General features: G+C 40.1%; 14 protein-coding genes and 1 riboswitch. Of the genes, 6 read left to right on the plus strand and 8 right to left on the minus strand.

Going from position 1 to position 17,655, the window contains the following annotated elements; all coding sequences use genetic code 11:
* The first annotated feature begins 211 nt into the window (after positions 1 to 211).
* The 3 genes from AAEU31_RS17920 (at position 212) to AAEU31_RS17930 (ending at position 2,200) form a co-directional block, all read left to right on the plus strand.
* Positions 212 to 1,255, plus strand: coding sequence for a S66 family peptidase (locus tag AAEU31_RS17920; protein ID WP_421967923.1), 1,044 nt, complete (start codon positions 212 to 214; stop codon positions 1,253 to 1,255).
* 106 nt (positions 1,256 to 1,361) lie between these two features.
* Positions 1,362 to 1,802 carry a T6SS effector amidase Tae4 family protein gene (locus AAEU31_RS17925; protein WP_421967924.1) on the plus strand — a complete coding sequence of 147 codons (441 nt, stop codon included), beginning with the start codon at positions 1,362 to 1,364 and terminating at the stop codon, positions 1,800 to 1,802.
* Positions 1,799 to 2,200 (plus strand): hypothetical protein, encoded by a 402-nt coding sequence (locus tag AAEU31_RS17930; protein ID WP_421967925.1) that lies wholly within the window; start codon positions 1,799 to 1,801, stop codon positions 2,198 to 2,200. The genes AAEU31_RS17925 and AAEU31_RS17930 overlap by 4 nt, the downstream gene beginning before the upstream one ends.
* A gap of 72 nt (positions 2,201 to 2,272) precedes the next feature.
* Here the strand turns inward: AAEU31_RS17930 and AAEU31_RS17935 are convergent, their stop codons facing one another.
* Complete coding sequence (locus AAEU31_RS17935; protein ID WP_421967926.1) at positions 2,273 to 2,929, minus strand: nitroreductase family protein; 657 nt, start codon at positions 2,927 to 2,929, stop codon at positions 2,273 to 2,275.
* A gap of 102 nt (positions 2,930 to 3,031) precedes the next feature.
* Here AAEU31_RS17935 and AAEU31_RS17940 point away from each other — a divergent pair, with 102 nt between their 5' ends.
* Positions 3,032 to 3,970: a LysR family transcriptional regulator gene (locus AAEU31_RS17940; protein ID WP_421967927.1), complete on the plus strand. Its 939-nt coding sequence runs from the start codon at positions 3,032 to 3,034 to the stop codon at positions 3,968 to 3,970.
* Positions 3,971 to 4,017: 47 nt separating this feature from the next.
* Positions 4,018 to 4,174, plus strand: a riboswitch (FMN riboswitch).
* 353 nt (positions 4,175 to 4,527) lie between these two features.
* Positions 4,528 to 5,181 carry a 3,4-dihydroxy-2-butanone-4-phosphate synthase gene (ribB, locus tag AAEU31_RS17945; RefSeq protein ID WP_421967963.1) on the plus strand — a complete coding sequence of 218 codons (654 nt, stop codon included), beginning with the start codon at positions 4,528 to 4,530 and terminating at the stop codon, positions 5,179 to 5,181.
* A gap of 49 nt (positions 5,182 to 5,230) precedes the next feature.
* On the opposite strand, the gene AAEU31_RS17950 is transcribed toward ribB, so the two are convergent.
* The 5 genes from AAEU31_RS17950 to AAEU31_RS17970 all read right to left on the minus strand — a co-directional run bounded on the left by AAEU31_RS17950 (position 5,231) and on the right by AAEU31_RS17970 (position 14,257).
* The gene (locus tag AAEU31_RS17950) at positions 5,231 to 6,580 is read right to left on the minus strand and encodes a serine hydrolase (protein WP_421967928.1); all 1,350 of its coding nucleotides are present in this window, start codon (positions 6,578 to 6,580) and stop codon (positions 5,231 to 5,233) included.
* A 448-nt stretch (positions 6,581 to 7,028) separates the two neighbouring features.
* Positions 7,029 to 7,892: a D-Ala-D-Ala carboxypeptidase family metallohydrolase gene (locus AAEU31_RS17955; protein ID WP_421967929.1), complete on the minus strand. Its 864-nt coding sequence runs from the start codon at positions 7,890 to 7,892 to the stop codon at positions 7,029 to 7,031.
* A gap of 8 nt (positions 7,893 to 7,900) precedes the next feature.
* The gene (locus AAEU31_RS17960; RefSeq protein WP_421967930.1) at positions 7,901 to 9,520 is read right to left on the minus strand and encodes a L,D-transpeptidase family protein; all 1,620 of its coding nucleotides are present in this window, start codon (positions 9,518 to 9,520) and stop codon (positions 7,901 to 7,903) included.
* A 408-nt stretch (positions 9,521 to 9,928) separates the two neighbouring features.
* The gene (locus tag AAEU31_RS17965) at positions 9,929 to 13,081 is read right to left on the minus strand and encodes an efflux RND transporter permease subunit (protein WP_421967931.1); all 3,153 of its coding nucleotides are present in this window, start codon (positions 13,079 to 13,081) and stop codon (positions 9,929 to 9,931) included.
* A gap of 3 nt (positions 13,082 to 13,084) precedes the next feature.
* The gene (locus AAEU31_RS17970) at positions 13,085 to 14,257 is read right to left on the minus strand and encodes an efflux RND transporter periplasmic adaptor subunit (RefSeq protein WP_135924265.1); all 1,173 of its coding nucleotides are present in this window, start codon (positions 14,255 to 14,257) and stop codon (positions 13,085 to 13,087) included.
* Positions 14,258 to 14,415: 158 nt separating this feature from the next.
* On the opposite strand from AAEU31_RS17970, the gene AAEU31_RS17975 reads away from it, so the two are divergent.
* Complete coding sequence (locus AAEU31_RS17975; RefSeq protein ID WP_135926270.1) at positions 14,416 to 14,664, plus strand: YkgJ family cysteine cluster protein; 249 nt, start codon at positions 14,416 to 14,418, stop codon at positions 14,662 to 14,664.
* Between the two features lie 168 nt (positions 14,665 to 14,832).
* Here the strand turns inward: AAEU31_RS17975 and AAEU31_RS17980 are convergent, their stop codons facing one another.
* Together AAEU31_RS17980 and AAEU31_RS17985 are read right to left on the minus strand one after the other, a co-directional pair.
* Positions 14,833 to 16,671, minus strand: a complete 1,839-nt coding sequence (locus AAEU31_RS17980; protein ID WP_421967932.1) for a TonB-dependent receptor plug domain-containing protein — start codon at positions 16,669 to 16,671, stop codon at positions 14,833 to 14,835.
* Positions 16,672 to 16,837: 166 nt separating this feature from the next.
* The gene (locus AAEU31_RS17985) at positions 16,838 to 17,392 is read right to left on the minus strand and encodes a DUF4136 domain-containing protein (protein ID WP_135924267.1); all 555 of its coding nucleotides are present in this window, start codon (positions 17,390 to 17,392) and stop codon (positions 16,838 to 16,840) included.
* Between the last annotated feature and the right edge of the window lie 263 nt (positions 17,393 to 17,655).

A 17,655-nucleotide genomic window follows, 5' to 3' on the forward strand; every position in this document is an offset into this window, starting at 1 on the left:
CTTACCGCCGAAGAGCTTTCAGACAAAGCGAGTTCAGCTATTTTGAGCTTGAATGCTCGGTGATGTTTGGACATAAAAAGACCCCCAGTAATTGGAATGTCCAACTATTGGGGGTCACTTCAGTTTACTACCGCGGTTTTTTTATGCCTGTTTACAGGCGTGGATTTATTCGGTACGTTGGGGGCTCGTTAAACGGAATAAAGGAGTAGTAATGGCTAAAATTCAGTATCCTAAGCCAATAGCCAAAGGTGACAAAATAGCCATTTGTGCTTTTTCCTCTGGTGTTGATGAATCATTTCATAAGCGATTAGATATAGTACTTCAAGGTTTAACAGCGAAAGGGTTTACAATCATTGAAGGGGCATGCTTACGTCAAGAGCATAACCCTGCAAAGCAACGTGCAGAAGAATTAATGCAGTTTTTAACTGATGACTCGATTGCAGCGATTATGCCGCCATGGGGAGGCGATCTCACCATGGAGATTTTATCATTACTTGACTTTAACGCTATTAATAATGCTAAACCTAAATGGTTGGTTGGCTTTTCAGATATCAGCACCTTTGCATGTGCATTAACGACTCGTTGTGGTTGGGCGACTTTACACGCCGCAAACTTAATGCAAATTCATCCAGATGACACCGATCAGCATTTGCAAGATATATTTAATGCAATGGAGCTGGAAGAAAATCAGTGTTTACATCAAGTTGCTTCTCCTTTCTATCAAAAAGAGGCAATTGACTATAAAGCAAATCCAAATGCAAAATTTAATCTAAATGCACCGAGCCAATGGCGCTGTATTAACTATAAGGATAAACGTCAAATTGAAGTTTCTGGACGGCTTATTGGCGGCTGTTTAGACACGTTAGGGTTATTATTACCCTCAAATTACTATGCTTTGCATGAATTTAAAAAGCAGTATGCGCCAGAAGGTTTAGTTTTATATTTAGAGAATGCGGAACTTAGCCCGATGGCATTAGCTAGGTGTTTATTGTCTTTAAAGCTAAATGATGTGTTTACTGATGTTAACGCGGTGATATTTGGTCGCAGCCCTGCAATTAATAACGACTGCTACTTTGATGAATACCAAGCAATAGAGCTTGCATTTAAAGGCAATTTGTTCCCGGTTATCGTTGATGCCGATATTGGCCACGTAGCTCCTAATTTAGCACTAATAAATGGTGCTGTTGCCACAATAACGGCAGATTTGTATGAAGGTGTAGCGAGTAATGTGGTTGTGAAGACAATATGTACTTAAAGACCAACCAAATCATTTATTGAGTTTTGATTGTATAAACTTTAGTTGGGTTGTTTATTATTTTAAAGTTCCTATAATGGGTTTTTAAATAAAAAATGGACCTTTTATGATAATTAAATTTAGCAAACTTTGGAAAAACCACCCTTATCCTAACTCACCTTGTGATAAATCTTTATTTCAAAATCAATGTGCTATTAGGATGGGGGTATCGTTAGAAAAATCAGGAATCGATACTTCTTCATTCGATACTATGTACCCTCAACGTAGATGTTACCCCGGCCTGAAGCATAGCCCCAGGCATATTTTAGCTGCGCAAGAATTAGCAAACTGGATTGACTCTCCTAATTGTAAGGAGTTCGGATCAAAGAAAGTAATAAAAGGGGGTGCATTGTCTGCGTTAAAAGATAAAAAAGGTATTATCTTCATAATGAATGGTTGGGGTAACACTGACCACATTGATTTATGGGATGGTGAATACCTTAAGGGGGGGAGCTCTGATTGGCTAGAACTAGGTGACCAAGTTTGGTTTTGGGAGATATTAGTGTGAAAGTAAAATTATTATTGCTTGGCATGATATTACTTTTGTCCTGTTCAACTGCGAAAAGTGCTCTTTATGTAAATTCTGAAAGTTGTACAGTGAAGTTAAATAATACAGAAAAGAAATTGGGGTTAATTACTCCATGCAGTTTAGTGAAAGTTCATGATAATTTATTGAATTTTAAAAAATACGGTGAAACAGAGGTTTATATTATTTCTGGAGCACCATCACCGTTAGTTAAGCTGTCGAGATGGTCCGTAACAAAAGAAGATAACTGTTCACTAGAATATCAAGCTGTTATTGTTAATAATGAAACACTATCATTATCAAAAGTGAAGGATAAAACCTTGGTTTGTCCCAATTTAGGCTTGGATGAAAAAGTGTATAGGCAGTTTCTATCTAATTAAAAGCTTATAGGCTCATTTATAATAGCCATTCTAAGTTACGCCTACATTAAAAGGCGTAACTATTAAGGTTTGTTAAACAATCTTAATCACCGCATCTTTATCTAAACGCGATTTTGGTAATGCAGCGTTATAATCTTGCTCAGGCTCGTGATAACCAATTGCGAGCGCTACTTCACAAACATAGCCGCCTAATTCATCTGCAAATAGCTCACCGAGTAAGTCTTTATCTACGCCTTCCATCGGGGTTGAATCTATACCTAAACGAGCGACAGTATGCATGGTATTACCTAAAGCAATGTAGGTTTGAGCTTTAGTCCAATGTGCATTAACTCCTTGCTCATCAGTATTTAAATCAACGAAGGCGAATGCGCCAAATGCTTGCTCTTTGTTTTCTGCTTTTGTACGACCATTGGCAATATCAGCATCGATTACCTTTTCATAATCAGCACGTTTATAGCTTGGGTTATAAGCAAATAAAATGGTGTGTGATGCTGTTTTTGCATGTACTTGGTTAAACTGAAACTTATTTGCAAAACTATCATGCAAACGTTGCTTAGCTTGATCTGATTCGATGACTACAAACTTCCATGGTTGAGAATTAATAGACGATGGCGATAAGCGTAATGCTTCTAAAATTACAGCTAAGTCTGCTTGGCTAATGTGCTTTGAAGCGTCGTAACGCTTACTTGTGTAACGGCGTTGTAAGTCAGAAATAATAGGGTGTGTCATGATTTGCTCCCGCATGTATAACAATTAGGTGCAGTTTACGCCTTGCATACTTTGCGATAAAGCGCATAATCGAATAAACATTATCAAAAAATTTTAGTTAATATGCTGGTTGAAGATCTCAAATTAATCCTCAAGGTTGCTGAGTTTCGCAGTATTACAACCGCAGCAGCAAAATTAGACATGCGAGCCGCTACCGCCAGTGCGGCAATTAAACGTGTTGAAGCTGCGCTGGGTGCTGAGTTATTTGTTCGTACTACCCGTCATTTGCGCTTATCTGCGGCAGGAGAAAGTTTTTTACCACAGTGTCAGCAAGCTGTGCTCATGCTAGAACAAGCGACACTTGCCTTAAAAGGTGAGCATGATGAAATTGAGGGCGAGTTAAGAGTCGCACTATCGTCAGATTTAGGCCGCAATATTATTATTCCTTGGTTAGATGAGTTACTTGATGAATATCCAAAGCTGAGTATGCGCCCGCATATTAGCGATAGTAATGTCGACTTTTACCGAGACTCCGTTGATTTTGCGCTTAGATATGGCTCGCCATCTGATTCAAACTTATATGGCTTTAAAATTTGTAATGTGCCACGACTGTTATGTGCGACCCCAGAGTACATTGCCGAATATGGCGCGCCAACACATCCTGATGAATTAACCCAGCATCAAGGTTTATTTTATCAACTGCAAGATATCATTAATAATGTCTGGGATTTTACCGATGGAACCGAACGTTTTAAGGTAAAAATGCAAGGCCGCCGAGCATCTAACGATGGTGACTTGGTAAGGCGTTGGTGTGTGGCTGGTAAAGGCCTAGCAGTAAAATCTTGTATTGATATCAGTGATGATTTATTAAGTGGGCGGGTAGTGCCAGTAATGCAAAATTACCCTCACTTATGTGCAGAGCTTTGGCTAATATGCCCAAGCCGTCAGTCAATAACACCCGCAGTTCGTTTAGTTCGTGATATATGCCGAGAAAAAACCAAGGCGATTCTCAATCAACTGATTGAAAAAGGGATTTTAGATAAGCGGGTACTCGATAACTAATTATTATAGGTATAGAATAGCGAGGCTTATTCATATTTATGGCTAAGCAGCATTCTCAGGGCGGGGTGAAATTCCCCACCGGCGGTATACTTTAAATTTAAGTGAGCCCGCGAGCGCTTTAACGTTGGTTAAAGGTCAGCAGATCTGGTGAGAGGCCAGAGCCGAGGTCTTATACCCAAACCACCTCAATATTCGAGGTTCAGTTGGAATTAAAAGCGATTTAGGCAAGGCATTGATTGCAAAGAATGGCTATTGTTAAAATCAATAACGCTGAATAAATCGCTTTTAAACCAACCCGAAGGGCGCTTCTCAGGAACTTACTCTCTGTGTTGTTACTTTTTAAAAGGGAGTGCCATTCCTGCAAAGTAACGCCTTGATATTAAGCCCCTGAGAAACGCTGAATTCTGAATATTGAGGTAGTTTGGGTATATTTGGATGAAAGAAAATATAGTTAATCTATAAAACAGTAATTGGCTGCCTGTGGGTGGTCTTTTTTGCTGTGCCTTTCAATGTCCTGAATCTTTTCATATTTAATTTAATAGGTATTAAAAATGATGATTCAGTCTTCTTTACTTAGCCAATTTGGCGAACCACTTGAACGCGTTGAACGTGCTATTGCTGCTTTGCAGCAGGGTGAAGGCGTGCTTGTAGTAGATGACGAAAACCGTGAAAACGAAGGTGATTTTGTGTATTCAGCACAGCACCTGACCACAGAGCAAATGGCCATGATGATCCGTGAAGGCAGCGGTATTGTGTGTCTTTGCATGGGCGATGAGCGTGTTAAACAGCTTGATTTACCACAAATGGTTGAGCATAACACCAGTCAGAACAAAACAGCGTATACAGTGACCATTGAAGCTAAAACGGGCGTGACAACCGGCGTTTCAGCAGCTGATCGTGTATCCACCATTAAAGCGGCAACAGCTGACAATGCAAAGCCTGAAGATTTGTCTCGTCCAGGACATGTGTTTGGACTGCGAGCACAAACGGGTGGTGTATTAGTGCGCCGAGGCCATACTGAGGCATCGGTTGATTTAATGCAGTTAGCGGGTTTAACACCGTTTGGTGTTATTTGCGAATTAACGAATCCAGACGGTTCAATGGCTCGCTTGCCTGAAGTAAGCAAGTTTGCCAATGAGCACAACATGCCTGTTGTATCGATTGAAGATTTAGTTGCCTACCTCCAAGCAACGCAAAAACAGGCTTGTTAAAAGCGTTAAGTCGTAAGTAAAAAAATAAGGCCACTCTTGTGGCCTTTATTTATTGTAATTTCTCAATAGCTTGTTTAGCACTTTCACTGTCAGGATTAAGTTTTAGCGCACTTTTGTAACTTGCTAATGCTTTTTGTTTATCACCAGCTGCTAAATATGCTTCACCTAAACTGTCAAACGTATTTGCGGACTCTGGATAAGATTGATTGTTGAGTTCAAACACTGTTATTGCGGCGTCTAGCTCACCCATCTGCATTAATTCATAGCCAAAGTAGTTTAGCGATCTTTCTCTTGGCGTATTATCATCACTCACCAGTTGCTGATAGGTTTTCTTTAACCCTGCAATACCTTCATGTTTAAATGCGTTATAAAGTTTACTATCTGCATGCTCTGTCGCTTTTTCGTAGGGTTTGCCATAGTAGATTGCAAGTAAGCCATTAGTCATGGGAGTGAGTGGCGCACCACCGGTGTTATTTAAAATGATAACCAATAATTTGTCTTCGATTATCCTACTTATAAATGCATTAAAACCATTGATGCCACCGCCATGTTGAATACGTGTTAGGGGTTTTCCGTAGGTGCTTTTATCAAGGTTTGTTACTTCCCAACCAAGCGCATAATTTCTTTGCTCAGAAACTTGATACATCTGCCTCTTATACTCTTTGTTCAATAACTTATCCGAGTAAAGAGCTTGATCCCATTTTAGTAAATCTCGTGCTGTTGAATACATAGACCCAGCAGCATACGGGATAGACATATCTAAATAATCAGTATTGCTATAGCCTGCTAGGCCGTTGTCGTAACCCGATACGCGAAATTTAATGATTTTATTGTGAGAATCATAGCCTGTATCCTTCATATCGAGTGGATCTAAAATATTCTTCTGTAATACGTCTTGATATTTTTGACCTGTTACCTTTTCGATTACCGCGCCTAAAATAAAATAGCCAGAATTGCTATAACGAAACTCAGTGCCGGGCTCGAACACTAGATCATCACTACATAGTAAGCGAATAAATTCATCAACACCGTAGGGGTTTCGGCTGTACTCATCCCGAAACGATTTAGCTTGGGTATAATTACCAAGACCAGAGGTGTGATTAAGTATTTGGCGAAGAGTAATTTTAGTGGCTATATCATGTCTGTAGTCAGGTAGGTATTTTGCAAGGTGATCATCAAGTTTAAGTTTACCATCTTGTGCCAATTGCAGAATTAACATGGCGGTAAATTGTTTGGTAATTGAACCAACTCTAAATTTACTTTTATCACTATGCTTTATATCCCATTCAAAGTTGGCATAGCCAACGCTTTGTTCAAACAGTACTTTTCCATCTTTTGCGACTAAAACATTACCATTAAACTGCTTGTAGTCATGAAAGCCTTGGATAAAATCAGCCATCTCTGCCTGCATGTTTTGGCTGTGTGCAATGCTTGAAGTTGCGAGTAAATAAAAAACTACAAGCAACCTTAATTTCTTACAGAATATGTTCATTACTGTCCTTGTTATTTGTTGGTTACATTAACCTATGTAAAACCTCATTGCGCATGGCTTGATGATAAGGCTTACCATTCTGGTGTGGTCTAAATTACTGTAATGCACTACAGATACACTCCCATTTTGAAGTGCTTGCCAATAACCAGTGGGGCTTATTGGATCTCCGTTGCTGAGATAGAGTGTTGTTCTAACTAATGGTTGTGTGTCATTGAGTAGGGTGATTAAATTTCTTCAATACCACTGTCTAAAATCACCTCTTCACAGTGATTTTCCCTTCCTCACAATAACTTAGCAATCAAGCAGCAATAATGCAATCGGATAATATATAAACAAGGATTATAAGAAGATTGTATTACCACCTAGCGGTAAATCCTCGATTATCTATGTGAACAAAACCACCGTGGTGAGAGGCGGGTTTATAGCGACCGATACCGCCGTTATAGCGGCTCTGTTTTTGAAATTTTTCGAACACTTTATAAAGTACATCAACATCAGCAATCGTTAGTTTTCCATCGCCATTTAAATCGTCCATTCGGCCATCGCCATTCTCATCTATATATAAGTCAAAGGCATCACCATATTGGTGTCGGCTGTGTTTGCCATTACCAATAGAGCGGTTGTAGTGGGGAGTTCGATAGCCACTAATAAAGGCAAATTTGCTGACTTTAATCCCTTCATTTTGTACAAACGTGAGTAACTCTTCGAGCATCATCAAGCCGTCGTTATTTATATATAAATATTTTGGAAAGCCACTCACTTGCTTACAAATTACATTATTAATTTGTACATGAGGAGTAAGCTGGCGTGATAAGTCTTTTTCAAAAATTTCGATAAATCCGCTTGGCGCAGTGTACTGTGGGTAATTTTTATAAGGGGCAGGGTATAGCCCTATTTGGTAATTATTCAATTGTTTATTGTCTGAATTGAAAGGTTTTTTCACGATAATGAGCAAGTGTTTAGTGACTTTGCCATTACTCAGTACTAGGTTGTAGAAACCCGCATTGTTGGGCGCATTTATGGCAATGCTGGTTGGTCCTAGTCGTGCTGTTTCAACATCTGAAACAGCAGTAGGAGTAAAATCAGCCGTGTTATCAAGAGTCAGAACTTGGTTTGCATCTAAAATTAAACTATGTAACGTGTCACTTAGCTCAATGGCTAGAGTCCGCTGGGCATTGATAACGAAAAATAGATAAAAAATAACACGGCTTAATTTCATAATTTTCCTTAAATTGAATTACTAGCTAATGGCGTAGTTAACTTTTTTAATAGTTCAGCATCGCGGTTATAAACATCGCTATAAAAATGAAGACCTTCCTGATCGTTCCCTGAGACAGTCCAGTACATTAATAGCACGTCTAATGGTTTAGATAAGCTAACTTTTTTAGTTTCTTTTGCGGCAATAGTGTCATCAATCTCACTGCGAGACCAATTATCTGAGGTTCCTAAGATTTTTTCAGCTAAGGTGAAAGGATCATCGACTCTTACACAACCGTGACTAAATGCACGTTGGTCTTGCTGAAATAGGCTTTTTGCTGGTGTATCGTGCAAATAAATTGAGTATTTATTGGGAAACATAAATTTAATTTGGCCTAGTGAGTTATTCTCTGATGGTTGTTGTACAAACCAGTACGGAAAGTTCTTCCGGCTTGCATTTGCCCAATCAATACTCTCACTATCAACTGGGTTACGGCGGCTATCAACCACAACAAAGTCTTTTTCATTTAGGTAGTTAGGATTTTCTTTCATTTTTTTGATAATGCCACCTGAAATACTGCGTGGAACAGTCCAAGTTGGGTTCATCACGATATAACTCATTTGACCTTTAAAAATAGGCGTTTTTGTGTAATTTCGACCTACTACTACGTTGGTTTGCCATTTAAGCTTGTTATCTTCAAATAAATACAGCTTATAACCAGCTATATTTACGATCAAAAAACGTTCTGTGAGCGTATTATCAACCCAGCGAATGCGTTCTAAATTAACTAAAATATCATTCACATATTCGCTGTAGTCCTTATTGAGAAGTTTTAAAGTTGCACCGCCAATAATACCATCGTCATCAACTTGATGAGCGTATTGAAATTTTTTGACAGCATTAACAAGTTCATCATCATACTCGTGAGCATCAGATAGGTTACCAGTATAATAATTTAAGCGATGTAGTTTTTGTTTTAAGAGCGGCACTGCTGGGTCTGTTTGACCCGGTTTGAGTGCTTTACTTTGCAAGGAAATTGCAGGTAGCTCACCTTTTGCATCAAGCTCTCGGTAAAATACTAGCGCTTTCTTTAACCTTTGATAATGGGGTAATACGGGCTTAAGGTTGTTTAATCCTTTATCAAGACTCTTAGATTTGACATGTTTGAGTAAAGAAGCTGCTGCAGCATCAGGGCTGACATCAAATTGTTCATAGTTCCATGTAGATGCTAGCTGTTTTGGGTTAACTTTACCGCGGATCAAATGTTTCGCATAGGTCATAATTGCGTCAGTCATTAGTACGTCAAACTGTGCCTCGGCTGCATCAGTGCCACGTTTATCTACTTCATCTATAAGTGCCAGTAATGTATCAAAGTGATAATCGTTGGGTGAAAGACCTTCAAGTTCTGACTGTGCGATTAAGTTGAGTACTTGCTTTGCATATTTAATGTCAGCCCAAACTTGCTCAAAGCCATTTGCCTTGTATGTGGCAATGGTCATTTCAGGGGAGTGGATCTGCTGTTCTTCAATGGTGTGTGATTCACCAATGAGAATAGGTTCAAGCTGTTGTTGCAAGTATTGGTTTTCGGCTAATACAGGTGTGCCTAATAAAAAACAACTAACCAAAGCCGTTTGACGAAAAAATTTCATAGCTATGTCCTTATAACGTATTAGGTTTGAGCCAGAGACTCATTTATTAAATGCTAATTTAAGCTTAGCAAAGCAATACAAAATATAGGAACAAATTTACTTATTTTTTAGTAATAGTGATCCGTATTAATATTAAAAACAGAACACTTTACCTAGTGAGTAGATATATTACCAAGCAGTAATTCTTAGTCATTTTGATGAATTAAATCTATCGTTAAAAATTACTTATTTACGACAGCATGAATACCAGAGCAATAGCAATGCAAGAACAACTCAATAACAAAGTTTTTGCCTTGTAATCAACGAGGTTTTATTGTCTCAAAATAGACCTGTTAATTAAGTGAATAGATATAAAAAACGCTTGGCAAACTACTTTGCCAAGCGTTAGGTTGGGATAGTGGAATATTATTAGTTACTACTTGTCTGTAACTCAGATTCAGTTGGTGTTTTTTTACCTTTCAGTTTACTTATTAGGCGTTTAAAATCCTCAAGTGCAACGTACTGACATGGAATTAATATCAGTGTAATAACGGTCGCAAATAACACACCAAAAGCAAGTGAAACCGCCATTGGAATAACTATTTTAGCCTGTAAGCTTGTTTCCATAATGATTGGTAATACACCAATGAATGTGGTGATTGAGGTTAATAAAATAGCTCTAAAACGTCGGCCACCAGCCTGCATGACAGCCTCTTTAATTGCTACACCTTCAGCGCGAGCTTTATTAACAAAGTCGACCATTACTAGCGAGTCATTCACTACAACCCCGGCAACAGCGATGATACCGAATACCGATAGGCTACTCATCGTCATACCTAAGATCATGTGACCGAACATCGCACCAATTACGCCAAATGGAATAACCGACATAATAATGAATGGTTGCGAGTATGAGCGTAGTGGAATAGCAAGTAACGCAAAGATAATCATCATTGATAATGCAAAATCACGTACTTGCTCTGCCACACTGTCCATTTCTTCTTGAATACGGCCAGCTACATTACTTTCTACACCTGGGTAACTTTTCAATAGGCTAGGTAAGTAGTCGTCACGAATTTCTTTAGCAATGGCAAACGGCTCTGCTTGGTCAGTATTTACCGCAGCCCATACGTTTACGGTACGTTTAGCATTTTCACGGCGAATGCGGTTTACGCCATCAACAATATTAACCTTAGCGACTTCAGCAAGCGGCACTTCAACGCCAGTGGGTGTAATGATACGTGCATCTGTAATGTCACTTACTGCATCACGAGATTCACGAGGGTAGCGGATCATTACTTTAATTTCCTCACCATCACGTAAAATACGTTGTGCTTCAAGGCCGTAGTAACTAAAACTGACTTGTGATGCCACATCCGATAGCGTTAAGCCTAAGCTGTAAGCAAGCGGTTTAAGTTCAAGTTGTACTTCATCGGTTGCTGATTGTAGTGAGTCATTAACATCACCCACACCTTCCATGCTATTTAATTTCTCTTTTAACTTAGCCGCAACCTCTTTTAGCTTGTTGATATCTTTGCCTTCAAGGCGGAAGCTCACATCGCCGTCATCACGACCTCCGTACATGATACTATCTTCAATATTAAGTGTTTTCACCCCCGGTAATGGTGGCATTTGTTCGCGCCACATAGCACTTAATTGGAATGTATCAATAGGGCGTAAATCGGGTTCAACTAAAATTGCCATGATACGAGCACTTGTACGACCGCGTAAACTAACCGATAAGTCGCGGATCATTGCTTGACCATATTGCTCTTCAAGTTGTTTATCGACATCTAAAATCAGCTTTTCAATTGTTTGTGCTGTTTCAAGAGTTGCTTGCTCAGATGAAGATAGGTTCATTTCAACAGAGATACGAGGGAAATCATGCGGAATTTTAGGGTTCGCAACAAATTTCACTAAACCACCCGCAAACATACCGCCACTGACAATAAGTACACAGATAAAACCAACAATCACGGTGTAGCGATAGTGAATACAGCGACCAATAAATGGAGTGTAGTAATTATCAACAAAGTTCTTGAGGCCTTTATCCATACCTAAGCGTAAACGGTGTAACGGGTTTTTAGGATTTGCAGGTTTATTTTTCATAGCCGCTAAGTGAGCCGGTAAAATTAGTTTTGACTCAATCAATGAGAAAATTAAGCAAAGGATAATTACACCACCAATGGCTTTAGAAAACGCAGAGCCAGGGCCTGATGCCAATGTTTGTGGTAAGAATGCGGCAATTGTGGTTAACACCCCAAAGGTTGCTGGAATCGCAACGCGTTTTACGCCGCGTACTACGTTATCGAGACTGTGACCGTGTTTTTCAATTTCAGCACTAGCAGACTCACCAACCACGATGGCGTCATCAACCACAATCCCCAGCACCAGTATAAATGCGAATAAAGAAGCTAAGTTAACAGTGATGTCTATAAAGCCCAGAGGCATCATTAAAAATGCACCTAGGAATGACACAGGTAAACCCATCATGACCCAAAATGCTAAGCGCAGTGGCAAGAATAGGGCAAGCACCACCATTACTAAAATACCACCCCACACCATGTTGTCGATCATCATGTTTAGACGACCTTCAAGGTAGTAAGTTAAATCAACAATCGGTGATAGTTTTACACCAGCAGGAAGCTGTGGCGCTTTATCTGCTAGGTATTTTTTTAATACCGCAGCAACTTTAGTGATGTCTTGATCTTTTGATGCATTTACTTCAAAAGTCAGTGAATTTTTACCGTTGTACTTAGAGTATTGTAAGCCTTCTTCAAAGCCATCGTTAATTGTTGCTACATCACCTAATAACACCTGTGCGCCATCAGGTAGGTGTAATAAAGGCAGATTTTCGAACTCTTTACCACGATATGCTTGGTTTTCAACACGCATTGAAATGTAGCCATTTTCAGAGCGAATTTGACCCGCTGACATATTGGCAGAGAAGCTACGCACGGCTGTGGCAATATCACGGAAAGTTAAACCATACTCACGTAGTTTATCTGGGCTGATTTCAATGCCAATTTCGTAGTTTAAGCCACTGTAAAAGTTGACCAAGTTTATTTGTGGTAAAGCTTGTAGCTCATCTTTTATGTCGTTACCAAGCTCTTTGAGCTGGTAGTTACTCATATCGCCATACAAAGCGAGTATCATGACTTCTTGCTCAAACTTTTCGCGGCGAACAATAGGGCGTTCCATCTCAGCAGGGAAGGTATTGATTGAATCAACCTGCATCTTGATTTCGTCGAGTACTTCTTGCGGGTCGTATTTTTCTTCGATTTCTATCCAAGCTTGTGAAAAGCCACGGTTTGAATAAGTAATTAAACGTTTAATGCCTTCGAGGCCCTCTAAAGACTCTTCAACCTTAATGGTTATACCTTCTTCTACCTCTTGTGGCGCAGCCCCAGGGTAGACAGCTTGAATACTGATCCAGTTACTTTCAAACTGTGGGAACATTTGTTTACGCACCGACATTGCTGTCAATAAGCCGCCCACTAAAATGAAGATCATAAGTAGGTTTGCAGCAACTGGGTTGCGAGCAAACCAGGCAATAAGCCCTTTTTCTCTGTGCGTGGTCATGGCTTATTCCTCTTTTAACGCTAACTGCGTTGTTGGCACACTTAGTTTTGCATTATCTAGCTTGACTGCCATGCCTTCAGTTGGGTATTCAAGAGCAGAGGTAATAAGTTGTTCACCATTAGCAAGGCCATTATCGGCGATTACCATGCCATTTTGTTCGCGCACTATGTTAAGTGTTTTAAAAGTAAGGGTTTCGCCATCTTGTAAAACGGCTACTTTATTGTCTTTAACTAAGTGATGCGGAACAACAATTGCGTTGTCTAATGCACGGCCTTCAATGGTGGCATTAATGTACGAGCCAAAACGCAGAGGTTGCTTTTGCTCATAAGGCGTTGCTACTTGTGCTACTAGGTAATTCATACGGCTGCGTTGGTCAACAACCCCTTCGCTACGAACAATAGTCGCTTGCCACGTTGTTTGTTTACCTGCAAATTCAGCGTTAATTGATACGTTAGCACCAATACCTTGATTGTTTAGGTATTGTAGGTCTTTATCTGCAACAGGTAAGCGAATTTCAGCCAGTGATGTTGAGCTTAGGCTACCAAAGCTATTGCCTGGGTTTACTACACTGCCTAAACTAATTAGTCGCTCGTCAATAATCGCATCGTATGGCGCTTTAATGTAAGTGCGCTCAAGGTTGCGTTTGGCGCGTTTAACACTGGCTTGTGCTGCACGGTAGTTTGCAAGTTTTTCCGCAAGTTGAGGTTTACGTAAATAAAGCTCAGAAGGGATAACTTGGTTTGAGTCACCTTTGATGCGGTCCCACTCAGCTTGTGCAACAGAGACTTGTGCGCGTTCAATTTCAAGAGCAGAGCTTGCTTGCGCTAGACCTGCTTCTGCTTCAATGAGTGCAGCTTCGTAATCATTTGGGTCAATACGTGCTAGAATATCGCCTTGCTTAACAAATCCGCCTTGTACAAACTGTTCAGACAGCGAGACAACCTGGCCACTCACTTGTGCAACTAGGTCTGTGTGGTTTTTTGGTTTGACAATGCCGTATGATTTTACATCGAGTGTTACAGCATCAAAACTTAAAGGTTTAATTGATACAAGCGGACGCGTATCTTGTTCAGGTTTTTCTGCTGGCGGCTGCTTCATTGAAGCAAATGCGAATGCCATTCCTAGTCCGCCGACTAATACGGCGATTGGGAGAATGATTTGTTTTTTACTAGCCACGGGATAGTCCCTCACGGTTGACGGTAATTAAAAATAAATTTGATAGGCTAAGCATACGCAATAAAGTGTTTACAAGGCGTTCGAAGATGTAACAAACCATTACACATATTACAAAGGCGCTACAAAGGTTCTATAAGAGGTACTGAATGACAGATAAAATGGCATGTAGATTAGGCTGTGGCGCCTGTTGTATTGCACCCAGTATTAGCTCTGCAATTCCTGGGATGCCCAACGGGAAAGCGGCGGGAGAGCGCTGTATTCAACTTGATGATAATAATCTATGTAAATTATTTGGCGATGAATCAAGGCCTAAGGTGTGTAGTGACTTTTCTGCCACTATTGATGTGTGTGGCACCACTAACGAACAAGCACTTTATTTGATTACCGAGCTTGAGCAGATGACCTAAAAATTAAACTCTTAACACTTTTTAACGGTTGCTGGGATCAGTTGTGTTTTTTAGCCAAAGTTTTCGTCAAGGCATTTAAATAGTTTCAGCTAGGATGTTGTTTTAAAAATCACAGAAATGGATGCGACACAATAATGCCAGTCAATTGACTGGCATTATTGTTTTTACTTACCACGTATAGGTAGCACTTAGCGTATATTGTTCTCCGCGACCGGGGGTACCCGGTACTTCTTCGAATGATTCATCCCAAATATTGTCAGCTGCAAAGGTAACAAACACATTATCAAGCTGGGCTGGGGTGAACTTTAGCGTTAACTGCGTGAAGAAGGCTTCATCATCAGAGCTACGCAGGCGGTTACTGTGTTGCTTACGCCATTCGTTATCAATACGTAGCTCAAGCACATTCATTGGCTGCCATATTGCACCCAGTGTTACACGGTGATCAGGGTAGTTAAGCGCATAAAAGCTCGCATCAATATCTGCCATGCCATAGTCTTCTGATTTTTCTAAATAGGTGTAGCTGGCAATCAACTCAGCGCTTTCGAACGATTTATTCGCTAAAAACTCAACGCCTAAGGTGTCTATATCTACCGGGTTTGCAAAACGAGCTGAGGTTGCATCAAAGCGATATGTCCAATCTGTCAGGTTTTTATCTTTACGGTAGAAAATAGCTGAATCTAAACGCCACGAAGACTGTTCAATTAGTAAACCTAGTTCAAGGTTATCGGTGGTTTCGCGCTCAAGGCTGTAGTTACTTCTGAATAATCCGCCTGTTTCGCTGCCGCCTATGGCGGTATAACCGGGAACTTGTGTTGCTTCGGCGTATGACGCATACCAGGTATGTTCACTGCCATTTTGATGAGCTACTTTAAGGCTGGCATCGGCAATAAAGGAGGTATCAGAGCTATCACGGTTTGTATCATCAAATGCAGCACCAACACGTACAGTAAGCTCTTTGTTCGCTGTAAGGGCTGATTTGTACTCAGGCAAGATACTTAGCTTAGTGTAATTGCGTGACGTAAAGTTGTTTTCAAGAGACGTTGATTCAATTTCATCTGCAATAAATTGGCCAGTATAATTAATAGCATAGCGGTTATTTAAGCGGTGACGCCCAGAGAGTGCCAATGACTTAACCGTGGTTTCGTGAAACGCTTCAAAAACAGCTGGGTTTTCACGAGATAATACATAATGGTCGTTATGTTTGCGATAATAACCAGTCACTTCAAAGCTATTGCCCTTACCATAAATTTGCTTGTGATTGAGCATGAAAAGCTTGGTTTCAAGATCTTCGGTTTCGTTAAAATTAAATGGTGTGTAAAGGTTTGGCCAACCAAAAAACTTCTCTTGGCGTCCAAACATAAAATCAGTTTGCGAAGTAGAGCTTGCAAGTTGAATACGCGCTGAGGCACGTTCAAAGTCGTGATCGCCATTATCAATTGAGCCATCACTTTTTGAGTGCGAGTATTCACCCTCAAAACCTAATCGCCAATCTGGTTTATTATCCAGCTTTTGGCTATGGGCAGCATGAATGCTTTGTAAATTAAAGCCATTCGTACCTGTGCCAAGTGAAATACTGCCGGTACTTGTGATAGGGCGCCAGCCAAATGAAACCGTGCCAACCGAGCTATTCATACCGTAAAGAGCATTATCAGCACCTGTAAGCACTGAAGGGCCTGTTAGCATCTGCGGCGCAATAGGAATTTCAGCAAAGTAGTGACCTGATTGAGGGTCAAATAACGTGCTGCTACCAACACGAAAGCCTGTATTTTCAAAAATACCACCACGAATAGTTACATCAGCTTGTGCTTCAGCCATATTACGTGATTGCAAATCGACACGCGGGTCATACTCTAAATTTGATACCGGCGCATCAAAGGTACCAACAGGCTCTTTATTTGCGGTTGCTGAAACTTCAACGGTGATTTGTTCAATGTTGTTAGTGTCTTCTGCTAGCACTGAGCAAGTGACGAATAAAGCGGGAAGTGTAAGCTGTACTGCGCGTACCATCTAAAACTCTCTTGATTATTTTGTTTAATCTGGGGTAGTGGGCTAGTTAGGCGCACTGAAAATTGCGGGTATTGTATCTGAATCACTGAGTTATACCACTCCAACCAGATTTCAATAGGCAATAAAAAACCGCGCTAATTGCGCGGTCTTTTTACTAACAAGGTGTTTAGTTTTGATTAATAGATTGCGGTGGGAAGTTACTTAGAATGTTAGCAACGGTTTCATTGATAACTTCAGTGCGCTTTTCAGGTGATTGATTCTTTTGCAAGCGACCTTCTTTAGCGCCACGCCAAACTAACTGGTTAGAAGCGCGGTCAACTACGTCTAAAATTAATGTACCCACTTCGTATTCGCGAGTCGTTGTTTGCGTGTTATAACCCATGCCCCAGTAATTCCAGCGTGCGCCGTAACCTACGTTGAAGGTATCTACATCAATTTTTGTATCAACTGATGCATGATAGTTAATCAGTACATCTGCTTGTGCCATATCAACAAGCTTCATACCGCTTTTTTCAAGTTCAGCATTAACGGCTTCACGCACACGTTTTTCCATTAAAGGACTAATTTGGTAGTTCGCTACGTTTTTAGTTAAGCTCGCATTAGGTACCCAAGAGAAGGTTTTATAATTACTAAAATCTGCTGATTTGTCGTAATCCCAGTCAGGCGTTTTAGCACAGGCCGCTAAAAATAATACAGCCGTCGCGATTAATAAGTTCTTCATATTGTTTGCTCCTTGGCAAATTTCCACTACTTGATTGATAACATAACATAAAAATAATTCAACGGAATGATTATTTAAAAACTATGGCACATTTACAAAAAAGTACTGTAATAGTTTGTAAACATAATTATCCTTGACTGAATCAATGATTAATTTTCGGATTAAATGCTGTGCTTGAGCTCTATCTAGCTCTTTCGTCCAGAAAGTTTTGCGAATTATTTATAGTTATTTTGACTTATAAAGCACAATGTAGGAGAAAAAGG

Origin of the sequence: Pseudoalteromonas thalassia (assembly GCF_049257215.1) — a bacterium.
GTDB lineage: Bacteria > Pseudomonadota > Gammaproteobacteria > Enterobacterales > Alteromonadaceae > Pseudoalteromonas > Pseudoalteromonas lipolytica_C.